An 18,072-nucleotide genomic window follows, 5' to 3' on the forward strand; every position below is an offset into this window, starting at 1 on the left:
TATTGAAGTGGCGTTAGTCTTTTATCACCTTAACGGCCAGTACGTCGCATGGTGCGCCATGAAGAACGCCATTTGCTGTTGAACCTAAAAGTAGTGCTAAACCGTGTCGGCCATGACTGCCAACAACGATCAGATCTACTTTTTTCTCTTCGGCAATGCGGTGGATTTCGCTTTCGATGCCGCCTTGAGAAATGCAGCTTTCTTGTACAGGAACGTCCAGTTGTGCTTCCAGTATGGCAATCCGCTCTTTGGCCGTTTCTTGCAATTGGGCCTGAATGTCTGTGATATCGATCGGAACGTCACCGCCATAGGCGTAATTGAGTGATTCAATGACGTGAAGTATGGTAAGTTCTGCGCCTGTGGCTTTGCAGAGTGCAACGGCCTTGTTTGCTACCTTAATACTTTCATCTGTTAGGTCAACAGCGAGTAGAATTCTGCTATACATCATAGAACACCTCCAATATTAGCTCGATATACTTATTTTAGTTTAAAACCAGAGAGACATTAAAATTATGACTGCTCTTATTGTTATCTTTATTACACTTTCGTTAATGGGGTCGGCGTTGTGGATAGTGCCGCCTAAAAAAGAGCGTCAAAAAATGAGCTTGCGTATGCATGCTCGAAAGCTTGGTATTACGGTTCAGCTTACATCAATTGACCTTCCTGACAAGTGGGATAAATCAAAAAATCGGCAAAAAACAGTCGCTTATTCCTATTACCGTCCCAAACAGTTGATCACATTGCCTGATTGTATTTGGATTTTGCCTTACGAAGTGTGGAAATATCAGAGTATTTCAAAGGGCTGGTGGTGCAGTGAGCCTATTTTGATAGAAGAACGGATGGGGCACATTTTGTCTAAGCATGGCTCGTTATTGACTGGGATAAAAATCGCACCAGAAAGCGTTTCATTGTATTGGAATGAGGCGGGGGATGAGTCTACTTTAAATGAATTGTCTGAATTGATTTACGCGCTGGAAAAGGTAAATAGCAGCTTGAATTGAGTGTATTGCTATTTACCTAGCGTGATGTCGGTTAGTGTCCTTTTGGAACTTCTAGATCATGCATGAGTTCGGTTAAGGCTTCTTCCGGGTTATCGCTGTCTTTCATTGCTTCAATTTGAGGGGAAAGGATTTCTTTCATGCGTTCTGTAATGAAGTTCTTAAGTGTGTTTTTTTCAGGTCTCTCGGTTGCATCTGATTTAATGTGAGACAAAATGACACCGTATAGAGTCTGGGCAACACGCATATCACCACCGGCAAAGTTTTTATTGGCTTGTACCATTTGGCGATTGAGTTGAATCCACAAATTCAGCCAGCGTAAATATTCATAGCAGGCTTGGTAGTGCGTATTACTGATGCGTCCTTTTCGGCGTAAATACAGCAGCATTTTTGCCAGTTTGGTTAATCTTTCTTTATAGTTGGTTTTTTCTTGGAAGCTAAAAAGATCGGGCTCAGGGTTGAAAATAAGAGCTTCGGTATCTCTGCCTTCTTCGGCTGTGGCTATACGGATTTCAATTTTTTCAGGGTCATCGGTGTATTGCAGAAGTTCGCGAAGTGTGTCTAGATAGAAATCATACAGGACATCTGTGGCAATTGTGTCAGTATTAATATCTTTCAAACCGCGAATATGTTGTTCAACGCGGTCTGCTCTGTTTGATAGTTGAAGTTGCTTAACGCGTCGTTCTGTTATCTCTTTTTCTTTTTGGTGTGCGCGTGATCCAATGACCACTGACAAAAGTACAATGATGATCAAAAATGCAATGGTTAAAATTTGAAGGGTAGCCATGATTGTCCTTAAGCAATGAATTCAGTATGTTAAATAAGAAATACTAAGTTCAGCAAGATTTAATGTGTGAAACAATACAGGGATCGCTTGTCATATAAAAGGTGTTTGCTTAATATCAGCGCCCCTAGAGATTAAACTTCGTGCAACGTGGATTTGCAGACCTACTTTATTAAAAGGCTTACACAGTTCAATGGGAAAATCACTGGTTATCGTGGAATCGCCGGCTAAGGCGAAAACCATCAATAAATACTTAGGTAATGACTTTGTTGTCAAATCGAGTGTCGGACACATTCGAGATTTACCTACAGGTACAACAGCAACCTCTACACCTCAAGAGCGTGCGAAGCAGGCTGCTTTGACGCGAAAAATGAGCCCAGAAGAAAAGCTTGAATACAAAAGTGCCAAATCACGTAAGCAGTTGATTTCCAGAATGGGCGTTGACCCTGAGAAAGACTGGGCGGCTCATTATGAAATATTGCCTGGCAAAGAAAAAGTAGTTGATGAATTAAAACGATTGGCTAAAAACGCTGACACCATCTATCTCGCAACCGATTTGGATAGAGAGGGTGAGGCGATTGCTTGGCATCTACGTGAAGCCATTGGTGGCGATGATAGCCGTTATAAGCGTGTGGTGTTTAACGAGATTACTAAAAAAGCCATTAAAGCGGCTTTTGAAACGCCTTCCGAATTGGATATGAACCGTGTGAATGCTCAGCAGGCTCGACGGTTTTTAGATCGTGTCGTAGGGTTCATGGTATCGCCTTTACTTTGGGCGAAAGTAGCTCGTGGATTGTCTGCTGGTCGTGTTCAGTCGGTTGCTGTGCGATTAATAGTCGAAAGAGAAAAAGAAATTCGCGCGTTTGTTCCTGATGAATTTTGGGAGTTGGATGCGATGCTGGCAACGCCAGCGAAAGACGTCATAAAATTTGAAGCGGCAAAATATCAAAACAAAGAATATCGCCCTGTTAACAAGGCGCAATCGGATGAGCATGTTGCTCGTTTGAATGATGCGAAGTACCTTGTTAGTAGTCGCGAAGATAAACCAACCAGCAGCAAGCCGTCTGCGCCGTTTATTACATCGACACTTCAACAGGCTGCCAGCACGCGTCTAGGATATGGCGTTAAAAAGACCATGATGCTGGCTCAGCGCTTGTATGAAGGTGGTTATATCACTTACATGCGTACCGACTCGACGAATTTGAGTGCGGAAGCGGTAGAGACGTTGCGTGGCTATATTGCTTCTAATTTTGGTGATGCGTATTTGCCTGCAGAACCAATCCGTTATAGCAGTAAAGAGGGTGCTCAAGAAGCTCACGAAGCCATTCGCCCTTCTGATGTTACTGTTCGAGTGGATGACCTGCTCGGTATGGAAAAAGACGCACATCGTTTGTACGACTTGATTCGTAGTCAATTTATGGCGTGTCAAATGACACCGGCAGAATACACTTCTACGACTATTACTGTTACCAGTGGCGAGTATGAGTTTAAAGCCAAAGGAAGAATTCTGCGTTTCGATGGTTACACTCGTGCAATGCAAACGGTTGCTAAAAAAGGCGAAGATAATATCCTGCCAGATGTTGAACAGGGAGAGTTCTTGTCGTTACAAGCACTTTTGCCTGAGCAGCATTTTACTAAACCTGTCGCGCGTTTTAGCGAAGCAAGTTTGGTTAAAGAGCTTGAAAAACGTGGCATTGGTCGCCCTTCAACCTACGCATCAATTATTTCTACGATCCAGGATCGGGGTTATGTACGCGTAGAGAATCGACGTTTTTACGCTGAAAAAATGGGTGATATCGTTACTGAACGTTTGGTAGATAGTTTTAACTCTTTGATGAATTTCAGCTTTACTGCTCAGATGGAAGAGCAGTTGGATGACATTGCTGAAGGACATAAAGACTGGATCAAAACGCTTAATGCATTTTATAAGGACTTCAGTTCTGTACTGGCCAAAGCAGAATCGCCAGAAGGTGGCATGATGCTGAATGAGCCTACTCCGACTGACATTGAATGTCCGACCTGTTCGCGACCTATGCAGATTCGTACGGCTAGTACGGGTGTGTTTATGTCTTGTTCTGGTTATGCCTTGCCACCAAAAGAACGCTGTAAGGCAACCATTAATTTAACGCGTGGTGACGAAGCCGTTGCGGTGGACGATGAAGAGGGCGAATCAAAAGCGCTTATTAACAAGCATCGTTGTCAAATTTGTGGTTCTGCAATGGACAGTTATTTAATGGATGAACACCGCAAACTGCACGTATGCGGTAATAACCCCGCTTGCTCTGGCTATGAAGTCGAAACGGGTGTGTTCAAAATTAAAGGTTATGATGGTCCTACGCTTGAATGCGATAAATGTGAATCTGAGATGCAGCTAAAAACTGGCCGATTTGGTAAGTACTTTGGTTGCACGAATGACGAATGTAAAAACACGCGTAAATTGCTAAAGAGCGGTGAAGCCGCGCCTCCTAAAATGGACCCTGTTCCCATGCCCGATTTGGCTTGCCAAAAGGTAGAGGATCATTATGTTCTTCGTGACGGTGCGACGGGGTTATTTTTGGCGGCAAGCCAATTTCCACGTAAGCGAGAAACCCGCGCTCCGTTAGTTGAAGAGTTGCTGCCTTATATGGATCAAATTGACCCGAAATATCATTTTTTCGCCAATGCGCCTAAAAAAGATTCGGAAGGTCGACCTACTATTATCCGATATAGTCGTAAGACAAAAGAGCAATATGTCATGACGGAAGAAGAGGGTAAGCCGACGGGCTGGAAGGCCTTCTATGTTGGCACTAAGTGGGTTATTGAAGAAGGTAAGAAGAAATGAGTAGCGCGAGTTTGGCCAGCTTAACTAATCAAAAGCTGGACACTGCGCGGCGCTTCATCAAGCAAAGTCAAGACAGTGACGAGGCGTGGCTAAAAGTAGGTTTAGAGAGCTCTGCGCTTTTTCAGCTAAGAAGCGCGTTAAATGGCCTTCTTAAAGAGGTATCGTTGACCTATTCGCTGTCTGGATCGCTGGATGTTGATGTTTTGTTTGCTGAAACCGAGAAAAAACAGATCATCGTTCCTGTGCTTGCGGAATTGGCTGAGCTTTTTTCTCGCAAGGACTCTTGGTGTTTTCAGCTGCAACAAGCTTATTTGGCGCAGTTTGAATGTAAAATCGCAGCGTCGTCTGTGGTTCAGAGTGATAACCTGATCGGTCGAGGAAGTGACGCGGGCGCATCCGTTAGTTTTTACTTGGCCAAATTGGTAGAATTGGTGTTACGTTTTAGAGAAGAGTCATCAGAGTATTGAATATGAAAGAATCCTACCTAGAGATTGTTGAGCTGGATAACGGCGATATTGTGCTGCGTCCGGCCAGTGAAGATGGTGAGGAAACCGTTCCCCTGGCAACATTGAAAATTTCGGACGACACTCGATCCTACCTAAAAGACAGGTATTTTGAGTTGGCGAAGCACATGTTTCATGCGGGGATAGATTTTGTGTATTCAGACGATTCTGTCTTTGATGATGAATCGGATTATCTTGATGATGAAGAGTTTCGCCCTAAAATTTTGCATTAAGCCTATGGGCTGCGTCCAAAATGTAAGGTGTGTTCACAAATAAAAAGCGAAGCATGAGCTTCGCTTTTTTATTTGTTGATGCGGCGAGAGTGCTGAGCGTTCTGCTCAAAGCCCTTGTCGAATGACACCGACGGACAATCCTTCAATGGCAAACTCTTCACTTTCTAGGTCAACAATAATGTCACTGAATTCCTCGTTTTCTGGAATCAGTCTTACGATTTGACCTTTTTGTTCAAATCGTTTTACGGTGACTTCGTCACCGATACGGGCAACGACAATTTGGCCATTACGAACAGTGGTGGTTTTGTGTACGGCTAACAAATCGCCTTCCATGATGCCAATGTCTTTCATGCTTGTGCCAGAAACAGATAAGAAATAATCTGCCTGTGGCGAAAACATGGTCGCAGGTATGTTGACATGAGAAGCAATATTTTCCTGAGCCAAAATGGGATAACCTGCTGCGACCTTGCCAATAACGGGTAGGCCAAGATCGTCAGAGGCATCATTGATGGGCTCATTGTCGATTAAGCGGATGCCGCGTGAGGCGCCAGATAGCATTTCAATAGCGCCTTTTTTGCTGAGGGCTTTTAGATGCTCTTCTGCGGCGTTAGGGGACTTAAACCCAAGTCGACGCGCAATTTCTGCTCTTGTAGGTGGAAACCCCGTTTCATTAATAAATTCGCGAATGGTTTCTAGTACGTCAGATTGTCTTTTGGTTAATTTAATCATAGGTTATCTGGTTGTTTATACAGTTACTGTTATTATATACAGCATTCCTAACTATACTCAATGATATAAATGCTTTCAGACGAACTAAAAAATCAAATTCAACTTGCATACCGAGCGTCGTTAGATGCGAAGTCCCATAAACCAAGGTCTGGCCAGCGCCAAATGATTGGTGCAATAGCGCGTACTTTGGGTAACATAAAACAAGGCTCAGAAGGTGAAAGGCTTGATGAAAAACACGTTGCTGTAATTGAGGCAGGTACAGGGACAGGTAAAACCTTGTCTTATTGTCTTGCGGCTATTCCCATTGCAAAAGCCCGTGGCCTTAAACTAATAATCTCGACCGCGACAGTGGCGTTGCAAGAGCAAATTCTTCACAAGGAACTGCCAAACCTGCTTGAGCACACTGAGCTCAGTTTCAAATACACGCTCGCCAAGGGGCGTGGGCGTTATTTGTGCTTAAATAATCTTGAAGGTTTTTTAAGCGCTGAAGAACAAGCAATGGACGACATGTTTGCTGGTCTTTTTGAGCAACATCTTCATTCTGATGATGTGAATACAGTGCTGTATCAAGAAATGGATGCTGCCCTGCAAAAAGGTGACTGGGATGGCGATAAAGACAATTGGACCGGCATTGTGCGTGATCAGGATTGGCGTCGTTTAACAACCGATCATCAACAATGCACCAACCGAAATTGCGCAAATTATTCAGCGTGCCCATTTTTTAAAGCGCGCGCTGAAATTGAAGTGGCTGATGTGATTGTGGCAAACCACGATTTGGTTCTGGCGGATTTGTCATTAGGGGGAGGGGCTATTCTCACTCCACCTAAAGAGACCATTTATGTTTTTGATGAAGGGCATCACCTTCCTGATAAGGCGATAGGTCATTTTCGTCATGAGGTGAGGTTGCAGCAAAGCGTTACCTGGTTGCGCCAACTCGAAAAAAATCTTGTCAATTTGAAACAAGAGCTAACAGATGATGTGAGCTTGACGGGCCAATTATTATTAAAAATACCTCAGCAGATACAGAGTATTGTTAACTTCATACAATATGCTCAGCAAGGCTTAGCTCCTTATATTCAAGGTTTGGGCTTGGATCAAGAAAATAACCAGCACCGCTTTGAATTTGGTCAAATTCCAGATGAATTACGTCAATTGGCGTACAGTTTACAAACCTCTTATCAGAAGCTGTTTAATAATATTGAAAGTATTCAAGATGAATGCAAAAAAACCAAACAAAACGAAGGTATGGGCGTTACCCCTGAAACGGCAGAGACTTGGCAGCCGATTTTAGGGGTTGTGCTTGGACGATTAGAGCAGTGTGTTGGTTTGTGGCGCCTTTATTCTACAGTAGACGATGAAAATTTCCCGCCTAATGCTCGTTGGTTGGTGCTTTCTGGGCAAGGCATGGAGCAGGATGTTGAACTTGGTGCTTCGCCTATTTTGGCGGCCAACACATTGAGGCAGCAGCTTTGGGATAAATGTTTCGGGGCGGTCGTAACCTCGGCAACCTTAACGGCGCTTAATCAGTTTCATCGTTTTAATATGCGTTCTGGCGTTCCTAGAGAAAGTGAATATTTGCGTGTGCTTAGCCCATTTGATTTTAAAGAAAATGGAGTGTTGGTTGTGCCAAATATGGAACACGAGCCTAACCGTGTTGAGCAGCATACCGCTGAAATTGTTGCTTACTTGAATACCCATGTGGATGTTGATAAGGCCAGTCTGGTGTTGTTTTCATCGCGTAGGCAAATGGAGGACGTTGCGCAATCCGTTTCGCCTTCTTTGCAGGAAATATTGTTAATGCAAGGTGAGCAGTCTAAGCGGGTTATTTTAGACTCTCATAAGTCGCGTATTGATGATGGAAAAGGAAGTTTGTTATTAGGGCTTGCCAGTTTTGCAGAAGGGGTTGACCTGCCTGGTGATTATTTGACGTGTGTTTATATCGCGAAAATCCCCTTTGCTGTGCCTGATGACCCGGTAGAGGCGACCTTGGCTGAATGGATTGAGAAACGTGGCGGCAACCCTTTTATGGAGATTACCATCCCAGATGCTTCTTTGCGTTTGGTCCAGGCGACCGGCCGATTGTTGAGGAGCGAGAGTGATAAAGGCGAAATACACATTCTCGACAAAAGATTGCGTACAAAACGATACGGTTCGCAACTGATTAACAGTTTGCCACCCTATCGATATCAATAAGAGTGATTTAACAAACCGTAAGCAAAGGGTGATAAAACCGTATCATTTAGGTACACTCCATGCACAAATAATTAACCTCAAAACACAATAGAAGCGTATAGATTCCAATATGGAAAACCAAAACCAAGAAGTGCCATCAGAAACCTCAACAAAACCTAAGCGTACTCGTCGCCCTAACAAACGCCCAAAAAGCAATGGCGATGAATCTAGCAGCACCAAACAAACCGCCACAAATTCAAGTGACGCAAAAGTGTCTGCAAGCAATGCAAAAGGTCATATTTGGTCCATAGAAGATTTTCCGGTTGCAGAAGTGGAAGGAAAGCTTCGTTTTCATGATTTAAACCTTCCGGATCGTGTTATTAAGTCCATTGCTGAAATGGGCTTTGAGTACTGCAGCGAAATACAAGCGGAAACGCTACCAATGACTTTGTTGGGTTATGACATTATTGGTCAGGCGCAAACGGGGACGGGTAAAACGGCGGCATTTTTAATCGCCATGATTAGTGACTTTCTTGATTATCCGCTGGAAGAAAAGCGACCAAACAATTTCGCGCGTGGTTTAATTATTGCGCCGACACGAGAATTGGCCATTCAGATTGCGGATGAAGCGATCAAGTTAACCACGAACTGTCACTTGAATGTGGTGACTTTGGTTGGTGGGTTGAGTTACGAGAAGCAAAAAATTGCTTTGGAAACCGAAAACGTCGATATTTTGGTAGCCACACCGGGGCGTTTGTTGGATTTTGCTCGCAGCCGTAAAGTGCAGTTGGGTAAGGTTGAGTGTTTGGTGTTGGACGAAGCGGATCGTATGCTATCGATGGGCTTTATTCCGGATGTGAAAAGCATTATTCGTATGACGCCTCATAAAGAGACTCGTCAAACTATGTTGTTTAGTGCAACCTTCCCGAAAGATATTCAGGCGTTGGCGCAACAGTGGACGTACTTCCCTAAGGAGGTGTCGGTGGTCCCAAAAGAAGCGACCAACCAAAATATTGATCAGGTGATTTATACCGTTGAAGCGGATCAAAAATGGCCAGTCTTAAAACAATTGATTGAGGAAAATGGCGGACAACGCACCATTATTTTTGCAAACCGTCGTGATGAAACGCGTGATTTGTATGAACGGTTGCGTAAAGCGAATATAAACTGCGCAATTCTGTCGGGTGAAGTGGCGCAGGATAAACGCGTCAAGACGCTGAAAAATTTCAAAGATGGTGTGATTCAAGTCTTGGTTGCAACGGATGTGGCTGGCCGTGGTATTCACGTAGACAATGTGGAGTTGGTAGTGAACTATTCTTTGCCTGAAGACCCTGAAGATTACGTACACCGCATTGGTCGTACAGGGCGTGGTGGAGAAACAGGTAAATCAGTCAGCTTTGCCAGCGAAGACGATGCGTTTATGATTCCTGAAATTGAGAAAGTTGTCGGCGAGAGTATTCGTTGTGAATACATGGTTGATACGTCTCAATAAACATCACTTACTTTTAAGTGAGATAAAATGAAGTTAGAACACCACTTTGCAAGCTTGGGTGAGGCGTTTTCTTCGGAAACCCTTATCCAGCCACTTCTTGAGCAGCGATTGGTTGAATTTAATCAACCGCTTGCTGCTTTTTTGTCAGTCGATATTAAATCCCCTGAAACCAAACGCATTTTGAGTGGAGAGTTGCCGCAAAAATCGAGCTTGAGTATGGTTTACGCTGGGCATCAATTCGGAGGATTCTCGCCGCAACTTGGTGACGGTCGAGGTGTTTTACTGGGTGAGGTGTACGGTCAAGATGGCCTTTTATATGATTTGCATATGAAGGGGGCTGGGCCCACGCCTTTTTCTCGTCGCGGTGATGGGCGCGCTGTGTTGCGATCTTGTATGCGTGAATATTTGGCCAGTGAGGCGATGACTGCACTCGCGGTGCCTTCTTCACGTGCTTTGGCGCTTTATGATAGCCGTGAAGCGGTTTATCGAGAAACCCCAGAAGCAGGGGCAATGTTACTACGAACCGCCCATGGGCACATTCGCTTCGGTCATTTCGAATATTTCTTCTATCAAGGTAAGCATGCAGAGCTGGATCAGCTTATCGATTACTGTTTAACGCATTATTATCCTGACTGTTTGGCAGCCGAATTGCCCTTGGTAAGTATGTTGACGGAAGTTGTCAAGCGTACTGCTAGATTGATCGCTAAGTGGCAAGCTGTTGGGTTTCAGCACGGTGTGATGAACACAGACAATTTCTCATTCACGGGTGAGACGATTGATTATGGGCCATATGGCTTTATGGAAGACTACGAGCCTAATTGGGTGTGCAATCACTCTGACCACGAAGGGCGCTATGCTTTTTCGCGTCAACCTGGCGTTGGGCTTTGGAATCTTAATTGTCTAATGCGATGCTTTTCTAAGTGCCTTGAGCGTGACCAACTGATAGCTATCTTGCAATGCTATGAGCCTGAGCTTCAATCCCATTACGACACTTTAATGATGCAAAAAATGGGCTTGGATTCTGTAGAGGTTATGCAGGATTTAGTGCCTGATTTGTTGACCATTTTGGCCGCAGAAAAGCTGGACTATACTGTATTCTTTCGATTGTTGAGTCATTTAGAGGCAAATGACTGTGAACTATTGCTGGATGAAGTGGTGGATAGAGAGCGATTGCGAACATGGGTAGAGCGTTATCAAGCGGCGAGGCTAGCAATGGTTGATGTGGACTGGTCGCAAACCAGTTTTGATATGCTGAAAGCTAACCCTAAGTTTACACTGCGAAACTATTTGGCTCATGAGGCTATCTTAGCTGCCGAGCGTGGTGATTATCTCCCTTTTCGTAGGCTATTGAACGTGCTCAATTCGCCATTCGAGGAGCACCCTGAGTCCAATGTTTTGGCCCAGCGAGCACCTGAATGGGGTAAGTCTTTAGAAGTTAGTTGTTCGTCGTAGTTTAGTTGACGATTTTTTACAAAGAGAAATGATATGAAGCATTCGGTGTGTGTATTAGGTGGTGGAAGTTTTGGCACTGCATTGGCAAATATAATGGCGAAAAATGGCCATCAGGTGAGTCAGTGGATGCGCAATGAAGAACAAGTAGAAGAAATTAATTTAACCGGCCTAAATAGCCGTTATTTACCGAATGCGCCATTGCATAGAGAGTTGTTAGCAACCAGTAATCTTGAGCAGGCAATTCGTGATAGCGATACCGTCTTTGTTTCGATTCCATCCAAGTCGTTTGAGCAAGTCGTTAAGCGCATTGAGCCATTATTAACGGCAGATAAAATATTAATCAGTACCACAAAAGGATTTAATCCAAATCGTTTTGAACTTATGAGTGATGTTTTGCGTCGAAATCCTGTTACGCAAAAAATAGGTGTCTTGAGCGGCCCTAATTTGGCGAAAGAAATTGCGGCAGGCCAAATGACCGGGTCGGTGATTGCCAGTTCTGATGATTTGGTTCGTCAGCGCGTTATCGAATTATTGAAGTCTCCTTCCTTTCGAGTGTATGAAAATAGAGACAGCAAAGGTGTTGAGTTGGCAGGGGCTTTAAAGAATATTTATGCCATTGTATGTGGTTTGGCCAAAGCACTGAATGTTGGTGAGAACACCATGTCGATGATTATGACGCGTAGTTTGGCGGAAATGAGCCGTTTTGCTGTGCATTTCGGCGCCAATCCTATGACGTTTTTAGGTTTGGCTGGTATGGGGGATTTGATTGCCACGTGTACTTCCCCGCTAAGCCGTAACTATCGTGTTGGGTTTGCTATTGGTTCAGGTGAAAATTTAGAAGAGGCTGTCGGTGGTATTGGCGAGGTGGCCGAAGGGGTGAATACGTTAAAAATGGTGGTGGATGAAGCTCATAAACATGGCCTTTATATGCCGCTAGCTGAAGGTTTATCTAAACTGCTGTTTGAGAATGCTAAGCTGGAATCGTTGATTGGTTCGATGATGACTGGTGAACAAAAATGGGATGTCGAATTCGCGACAAATGAGGAGAATGACAATGTCTAAGCCTGGGTATGCTGATCAAGGTTTCTGGTTTCGTGTAATTTTTATGTTGTTGTATTGGGTGGTGTTGAATATCTCCGTGACCATTTTTGGTGTGCTGCTTGTTTTGGTTAGCCTTATCAAGCTGGGTTCAAAGCATGAGCCAAAAACGTTGTCGTCGTGGTTGAAGCAAATGGCTTCTTTTATCCAACAAATTTTCTGGTTCATGTCTTATAAAACAGAAGAAAAGCCTTATCCGTTTCAACCTTGGCCGCAGGTGACGTTGGATGACGAAGCGTAAGCGCCTTTTTATTTTGCGTCACGGTAATGCGCAGCCTTACGGTTATGATCGTGATGAGATGAGGGAATTGACTGAGTTGGGTGTGGCAGAGGTTAAAATGGCTGCTCGCACATTAAAGGCTAAGTCAGAGGTGTTTGATGTCGTGTACGTCAGTCCTTATGTGCGCGCTCAACAAACGGCGAAAATATTGTTAGCAGACCTTGATGTGTCTGCTGAAGTGATCACCTGTCCATTCATAACACCAAATGGAAAATACATGGACGTTGCGCTGTGGTTGAATGAGCAACCTTACGACTCTATTTTGTTGGTTACTCATCAGCCATTTGCTCATCAGTTTGTGGACTTTTTGGTCGATGAGCCTCTTCCAGTAAGTTTTGCTATGACCACGGCCACATTAGCCGCTGTTGAAGGTGAGCTTTTTGCGGCTGCCTGTTGCCAGTTTCGATGGAGTGAATCTCCTTCGTAGTCTATTTAGTTAAAATTTTGATGTTGGTGAAGATTTAAAGCTATGGAAAATGAAATTGTGTATAAGCTTGCGCATACCGAATTGTCTGGTTTGCAGTGGTTACCAAAGAAAGCCTCTGATCTAAAAGTGTTGTCGTTGCACGGTTGGTTGGATAATGCGGCCAGTTTTTCTAGCTTGTCTCCTCATTTGTCTGATTTTTCTCATGTTGCTTTAGATTTTGCTGGGCATGGCTTGTCTATGCATCGTCCTGCGGGCAGTTTTTATCATTTATGGGACTATGTCTTGGACGTTGTGTCTATTTTGAATCAATCTAAACAGAGTGTTTGGTTGGTGGGGCACAGTATGGGTGGGGCCGTCGCCATGTTGGTTGCCGCTGTCGTTCCTGACAAAATCCGTGGTTTGATTGTTCTTGATAACATGGGTCCACTAAGCGGTACTCCTTCGACCCGAGTGGCTACTTTGCAACGAGCCGTTAATAAAATGGCGAAGTATCGGCTAGGTAGGGAAACGTGTTATTCAAGTAAGCACGCTATGATTAAGGCTCGTATGGAAGGTTTTACCTCATTGTCGCATGATGCCTCTAAAATGCTGGTGGAGCGTGGTGCGAAGCAAAATGCGCAAGATGATTGGGTGTGGCGTCATGATGGCAAATTAACTTTCCCGTCGCCATTTCGTATGGATGAGGAAAGCGTAGAGGCTTTTATAAAAGAGATTAAGTGCCCAACGCTGGCTTTGGTCGCAAAAGGCGGTATTTATCAAAATGATCATCCGTTGGTGGAAAAGCGTGCCGCTCAATTTCCATGGATTAAATTGAAATGGTTGGAAGGAAATCACCATTTTCACCTGGAGCCAGACACTTGTCTTTCTGTGGCGACTGAAATTCAACGCTTTATTGATCAAAATTAGAGTGTTAATCCATCTTGAATGGGATGAGAGGAAGGTTTTATGAACACGTTTCGTGCGATGTTTTGTGTGTTTTTGTTTTGCAGTAATGCGTCTTTTGCTGGCTTTATTGGATTAGAGCCTTATCGTGAAGCTCAGCTCGTAAAAAGCAGTACTAAGTCCGATCAGGAAGTGGAAATACCTCTGAGTAAAATTCGCCGAGCTGGCAGCGGATGGGAGCCGGAATCCGTTATTCGTTTGCAAGGTGATTACTTTTCCTCTCTTTATAAGGTTAACAGAAATGCTCTGCTGCCTGATGTTTACGCGCATTATCGTGCTCAAATGCTATCAGGTGGTCGTGATGTGTTGTTTGAATGCGAAAGCCGTGGCTGTGGTAGCAGTAATGCATGGGCGAACAATTTTTTTGGTGATTATCTGCTTTACGGTGCCGATCAAAGTCAATATTTGCTGGTGGTGCAAAATAATCAGGGTATTTACCAGATTTTGTATCTTAATCGTCGCGGCGCAGGTGATGTGATGGTGCGTTTAGATGAAGTGAAGTCGGCTGATGCCAAAGACACTGAGTTTGAAATTGTGGCGCAAATGGATGCTAAGGACATTCCACGTATTCGACGATTTATCGAAGGTTTGCCAGCGGGTCAAAATGTTGTGGCTTTTGTCACAAGTCAAAACTCTGGCGTGCTGAGCGCTATACAGTCTGGAGATAAGTTGATAGCGGATGCGAGTGCTGGCATTGGTGAGCGGTTACAAGGGCGGGTCCGCTTTATTAATTTGGCAGACCTTGGGCGTGAGTCTCTTGGTGTCAATAGAATTTCATTTGTGTATGTTCGGCCTTAGGTGAGAGTTGTGGGAACTAAGAAAACAGTAGCGTTGGTATTAGGGAGTGGTGCTGCACGTGGTCATGCGCACATTGGTGTTATTCAGGCACTTGAAGAGCGAGGTTACGACATTGTCAGTATTTCCGGTTGTTCCATTGGCGCGATCGTAGGCGGTGTTTATGCCGCTGGAAAACTAGCAGAATATCGTGAGTGGGCTGAGTCGCTTGACCGCATGAAGGTGATTCGCTTATTGGATATGTCAATACTAAAGGGCGGTTACATAAAAGGGGACCGTTTTTTTGAGAAAATTGAAGAGATGATCGGCGAAACAGACATTGCTTCGTTGCCGATTTCTTATACTTCTGTCGCGGTTGATTTGTTAAATCAGAAAGAATTCTGGTTTCAGCGTGGCGATCTTATTAGTGCAATGAGAGCTTCTTCTGCAATACCGTCTCTAGTCTCACCTGTGGCTTTTAATGGTCGAATGTACGTAGATGGAGGTGTTTTAAATCCTTTGCCAATCATTCCATGTGTGCCTGCTGGTGCGGACTATATTGTTGCGGTTGATCTTAATGGTCCGGCAGAAGGGGATTATGAAGAGGTACAAGAGAGTGATTCTGAAGAACCTGCTTGGTGGTCAAACACAAAAGACTTTTTTAGCAAAAACAAAGAGGCGGATAAGCCAGAGTACACGCCTGAAAACTGGGGACGATTACAAACAATTAATATGATGTTTGAAACCATGCAAGAGTCCTTGACCCAGTACAAGCTTGCCGGTTATCCGCCAGACTTACTGATTTCCATTCCAAAAGATATTTCTGGTTTTTATGAATTCTGGCGAGCCAATGAGTTGATCGAATTTGGCTATGATGTTGCTTTGAAGGCAATTGATGCCCTTGAGTCTCCAGCTTCAAGTTATCACTCATTTCCTAAAGGCTATTAGTTGATCGATCGATTGGGTTTACCCCTGCGTTTCTTAAGAAACTTGACAGTAATATTAGGGGTAAGCCGATTAGGCTATTAGGGTCGTTGCCTTCCATTCGTTCAAACAGACATACGCCCAAACCTTCGCATTTGAAGCTGCCAGCGCAATCAAGCGGTTGTTCTATCGCAATGTACTGAGTAATTTCATCTTGGCTTAAAGCGCGAAAATACACGTGATATTCACTGAGCTCGTATTGGTGAGACTGGCTTTTTTCATCAAACAGGCAAAGCCCAGTTAAAAAACTGACTTTCTTGCCGCTGAATTGCGTCAGCTGTTTTATAGCGTTTTCCGTTGAATGTGGCTTTCCTAGTATGTGTGATTCTAGGGTTGCGACTTGGTCAGAAGTGATGATTAGGGCAGGGTCTGAACGACCGCGGGCTTTGCGTTCGACGTGGACGGCTTGTGCTTTTTCTATGGTAAGGCGTTTTACCAAATCTTGAGCAGATTCATTTTGTAAAGGGCTTTCATCAATGTTCGGTGAATGGCATTCAAATGCTAGGTTTAAGCGCTCCAGTAGTGTTTTTCGGTAAGTTGATGATGAGCCTAAAATTATTTTTTTTGCATGGTTGATTCGCCAATTTGTTTCGGTAACAGGCTATTTTACTTTTTTTTGTCAGGAAAGGCGTAAAAATCTAAAAAAAGGCACTTTAAGGGCACATAGACTTTGACAAAAAGCCCCCTTGGCAATATTATTCCCCGCCATGTTGAATGACTCATTACCTAAATATTTTGACCCTCGAAAGTACGCTCATAATGAGATGTCATTCGAAGGGTACGTGCCTCTCAATCAGTTTGAGGAGCTTTGTGCTATATTAGCCTCTGATGAGGGTAATGTATTTATTCATCTAGACTTTAGAGTTGATGAGGATAGGCGCTATATTGCTACCGGATCATTAGCGGCTCAAGTACACGTTGTTTGTCAGCGTTGTATGGGGGCTGTTGCTCATGATTTGGCGTTGGATTTGTCTCTTGGCTTTGTTTATGACGAAGACCATGCGAAAAATCTGCCGAATAGTTACGATCCTGTTGTCATGACCGATGGTGAAGTAATTTTAGCCGATATGGTAGAGCAAGAAATTATACTTGCCTTACCAATTGTCGCTTATCACGAAGAAAGTGGTTGCAACCCAACAGCTGTAAAGTATGCCTCGTCTACCGATGACGCACCGGATGACGAAAAACCGAATCCATTTAGTATATTGGCCCAATTAAAGGCCAAGTAAAGTTAGGAGCTCCAAAAAATGGCAGTACAAAAAAGTAAAGTTACTCGTTCACGTCGCGGCCAGCGTCGTTCACACGATGCTTTGACTGGTCCAACTCTTTCTGTAGAAAAGACAACTGGTGAACTTCACCGTCGTCACCACATTTCTGCAGATGGTTTCTACCGTGGTCGTCAAGTTATCACCCCTAAAGGTGAGTAACTAAGATACCCATGATCAGGGTAGCTTTAGATGCTATGGGCGGGGACTTAGGTCCCCGCATTGCATTAGATGGAGCCGTGGAGATCCTCTCCCGCCATCACGATGTCTTTATCACTGTTTATTATTCCCCTTATTCCGATCTGGAACTTCCTGCGCCTCATGAACGCTTATCTCTGATCTCTTGCTCTGATGTCATTGATGGAGATGAAGAAATAGTCTTGTCTTTGTTTCGCCGTCGTAATAGTACGCTCTATCAATCGTTAAAAGCACTGACTGATAAGTCTTCGGATGTTGTTGTAACCTTGGGGAATACAGGTGCTATAGTGGCATTGGCGCGGCACATTCTAGGTGTTTTGCGGCCTAAGCTTTATCCTGCTTTAATTAGGGAGTTACATTCTAACCCACTGCGTTGTTTGGTTGATTTGGGGGCGAATGTGCATTGTCCTGCGTCCATGTTGGTTGGCTTTGCGGAATTGGGTGCGGCTTACATTGAAGCTTTGAGTCAAGAGAGTCCTAAAGTTGGGCTTTTGAATGTTGGTGTTGAGAGCTCGAAAGGAAGTGCTGTAATTCGTGAGGCGGATAGATTGCTGGCGGAAAATGCATGGTTATCGTACAAGGGGTATGCGGAAGGTACGGAGCTGTTTGAGGGTGACAAAAACGTCATTGTTTGTGATGGGATGGTCGGAAATGCGGTTCTAAAGGCATCCGAAGGGCTTTTGTCATTTATGATGAGAAAATTCAAGGATGCGAATGGTGTGTCCTCATTGTTTGAGACTTTTTACCAAACTGAACGTCGACATGGGGCTTGTTTAGTCGGTGTGCGTGGCAATTTGGTAAAAGGTCATGGTCGTTCCGATTTGCCTGCAATGGTAGGTGCGATTGAGTATGGAATTGATATTGCGCGTGCGGATTTGTATTCTGCGATAGAGGCGCGTCTTTGTAATGAGGCTGTATAG

20 protein-coding genes are annotated in these 18,072 nt (G+C 44.1%); 16 read left to right on the forward strand and 4 right to left on the reverse strand.

Going from position 1 to position 18,072, the window contains the following annotated elements:
- Positions 1–13 precede the first annotated feature (13 nt).
- On the reverse strand, positions 14–448 hold the full coding sequence (locus tag N5P32_RS03445; protein ID WP_265727782.1) for a universal stress protein: 435 nt from the start codon (positions 446–448) through the stop codon (positions 14–16).
- Positions 449–512: 64 nt separating this feature from the next.
- Here N5P32_RS03445 and N5P32_RS03450 point away from each other — a divergent pair, with 64 nt between their 5' ends.
- Positions 513–1,001, forward strand: a complete 489-nt coding sequence (locus tag N5P32_RS03450; RefSeq protein WP_265727783.1) for a hypothetical protein — start codon at positions 513–515, stop codon at positions 999–1,001.
- Between the two features lie 31 nt (positions 1,002–1,032).
- Here the strand turns inward: N5P32_RS03450 and N5P32_RS03455 are convergent, their stop codons facing one another.
- Positions 1,033–1,785 carry a DNA topoisomerase I gene (locus N5P32_RS03455; protein ID WP_265727784.1) on the reverse strand — a complete coding sequence of 251 codons (753 nt, stop codon included), beginning with the start codon at positions 1,783–1,785 and terminating at the stop codon, positions 1,033–1,035.
- Between the two features lie 190 nt (positions 1,786–1,975).
- Here N5P32_RS03455 and topA point away from each other — a divergent pair, with 190 nt between their 5' ends.
- From topA to N5P32_RS03470, 3 genes are read left to right on the forward strand one after another with little or no spacing between them, the layout of a single operon-like run.
- On the forward strand, positions 1,976–4,603 hold the full coding sequence (gene topA / locus N5P32_RS03460; RefSeq protein ID WP_265727785.1) for a type I DNA topoisomerase: 2,628 nt from the start codon (positions 1,976–1,978) through the stop codon (positions 4,601–4,603).
- Positions 4,600–5,070: a DUF6586 family protein gene (locus tag N5P32_RS03465; protein WP_265727786.1), complete on the forward strand. Its 471-nt coding sequence runs from the start codon at positions 4,600–4,602 to the stop codon at positions 5,068–5,070. Before topA ends, N5P32_RS03465 begins: the two co-directional genes overlap by 4 nt.
- Before the next feature lie 2 nt (positions 5,071–5,072).
- Positions 5,073–5,339 carry a hypothetical protein gene (locus tag N5P32_RS03470; protein ID WP_265727787.1) on the forward strand — a complete coding sequence of 89 codons (267 nt, stop codon included), beginning with the start codon at positions 5,073–5,075 and terminating at the stop codon, positions 5,337–5,339.
- A gap of 105 nt (positions 5,340–5,444) precedes the next feature.
- Here N5P32_RS03470 and lexA read toward each other — a convergent pair whose 3' ends face one another.
- The gene (gene lexA / locus N5P32_RS03475; RefSeq protein WP_265727788.1) at positions 5,445–6,068 is read right to left on the reverse strand and encodes a transcriptional repressor LexA; all 624 of its coding nucleotides are present in this window, start codon (positions 6,066–6,068) and stop codon (positions 5,445–5,447) included.
- Between the two features lie 69 nt (positions 6,069–6,137).
- Between lexA and dinG the strand changes: the two genes are divergently transcribed.
- The 9 genes from dinG (at position 6,138) to N5P32_RS03520 (ending at position 15,653) form a co-directional block, all read left to right on the forward strand.
- Positions 6,138–8,261, forward strand: a complete 2,124-nt coding sequence (gene dinG / locus N5P32_RS03480; RefSeq protein ID WP_265727789.1) for an ATP-dependent DNA helicase DinG — start codon at positions 6,138–6,140, stop codon at positions 8,259–8,261.
- 109 nt (positions 8,262–8,370) lie between these two features.
- Entirely contained in the window at positions 8,371–9,732 is a 1,362-nt protein-coding gene (locus N5P32_RS03485) for a DEAD/DEAH box helicase (protein ID WP_265727790.1), read from the forward strand.
- A gap of 27 nt (positions 9,733–9,759) precedes the next feature.
- The gene (locus N5P32_RS03490) at positions 9,760–11,184 is read left to right on the forward strand and encodes a protein adenylyltransferase SelO (protein WP_265727791.1); all 1,425 of its coding nucleotides are present in this window, start codon (positions 9,760–9,762) and stop codon (positions 11,182–11,184) included.
- A gap of 33 nt (positions 11,185–11,217) precedes the next feature.
- On the forward strand, positions 11,218–12,246 hold the full coding sequence (locus N5P32_RS03495) for an NAD(P)H-dependent glycerol-3-phosphate dehydrogenase (RefSeq protein ID WP_265727792.1): 1,029 nt from the start codon (positions 11,218–11,220) through the stop codon (positions 12,244–12,246).
- Positions 12,239–12,523 (forward strand): DUF4389 domain-containing protein, encoded by a 285-nt coding sequence (locus tag N5P32_RS03500; protein ID WP_265727793.1) that lies wholly within the window; start codon positions 12,239–12,241, stop codon positions 12,521–12,523. Before N5P32_RS03495 ends, N5P32_RS03500 begins: the two co-directional genes overlap by 8 nt.
- Positions 12,510–12,989 carry a phosphohistidine phosphatase SixA gene (sixA, locus tag N5P32_RS03505; RefSeq protein WP_265727794.1) on the forward strand — a complete coding sequence of 160 codons (480 nt, stop codon included), beginning with the start codon at positions 12,510–12,512 and terminating at the stop codon, positions 12,987–12,989. The genes N5P32_RS03500 and sixA overlap by 14 nt, the downstream gene beginning before the upstream one ends.
- Before the next feature lie 42 nt (positions 12,990–13,031).
- Positions 13,032–13,895 carry an alpha/beta fold hydrolase gene (locus N5P32_RS03510; protein ID WP_265727795.1) on the forward strand — a complete coding sequence of 288 codons (864 nt, stop codon included), beginning with the start codon at positions 13,032–13,034 and terminating at the stop codon, positions 13,893–13,895.
- A gap of 39 nt (positions 13,896–13,934) precedes the next feature.
- On the forward strand, positions 13,935–14,729 hold the full coding sequence (locus tag N5P32_RS03515) for a DUF4892 domain-containing protein (protein WP_265727796.1): 795 nt from the start codon (positions 13,935–13,937) through the stop codon (positions 14,727–14,729).
- Between the two features lie 9 nt (positions 14,730–14,738).
- Entirely contained in the window at positions 14,739–15,653 is a 915-nt protein-coding gene (locus tag N5P32_RS03520) for a patatin-like phospholipase family protein (RefSeq protein WP_265727797.1), read from the forward strand.
- Here the strand turns inward: N5P32_RS03520 and N5P32_RS03525 are convergent.
- On the reverse strand, positions 15,640–16,266 hold the full coding sequence (locus N5P32_RS03525; RefSeq protein WP_265727994.1) for a Maf family protein: 627 nt from the start codon (positions 16,264–16,266) through the stop codon (positions 15,640–15,642). The genes N5P32_RS03520 and N5P32_RS03525 overlap by 14 nt on opposite strands.
- 109 nt (positions 16,267–16,375) lie before the next feature.
- Between N5P32_RS03525 and N5P32_RS03530 the strand changes: the two genes are divergently transcribed.
- The 3 genes from N5P32_RS03530 to N5P32_RS03540 are packed head-to-tail and all read left to right on the forward strand — an operon-like array spanning position 16,376 to position 18,072.
- Entirely contained in the window at positions 16,376–16,918 is a 543-nt protein-coding gene (locus N5P32_RS03530; RefSeq protein ID WP_265727798.1) for a YceD family protein, read from the forward strand.
- An 18-nt stretch (positions 16,919–16,936) separates the two neighbouring features.
- Positions 16,937–17,116, forward strand: a complete 180-nt coding sequence (gene rpmF, locus N5P32_RS03535; RefSeq protein ID WP_072839128.1) for a 50S ribosomal protein L32 — start codon at positions 16,937–16,939, stop codon at positions 17,114–17,116.
- 11 nt (positions 17,117–17,127) lie between these two features.
- Positions 17,128–18,072: a fatty acid synthesis protein gene (locus N5P32_RS03540; protein WP_265727799.1), complete on the forward strand. Its 945-nt coding sequence runs from the start codon at positions 17,128–17,130 to the stop codon at positions 18,070–18,072.

This window comes from Marinomonas pontica (genome assembly GCF_026191375.1).
Classification (GTDB): Bacteria; Pseudomonadota; Gammaproteobacteria; order Pseudomonadales; family Marinomonadaceae; genus Marinomonas; species Marinomonas pontica.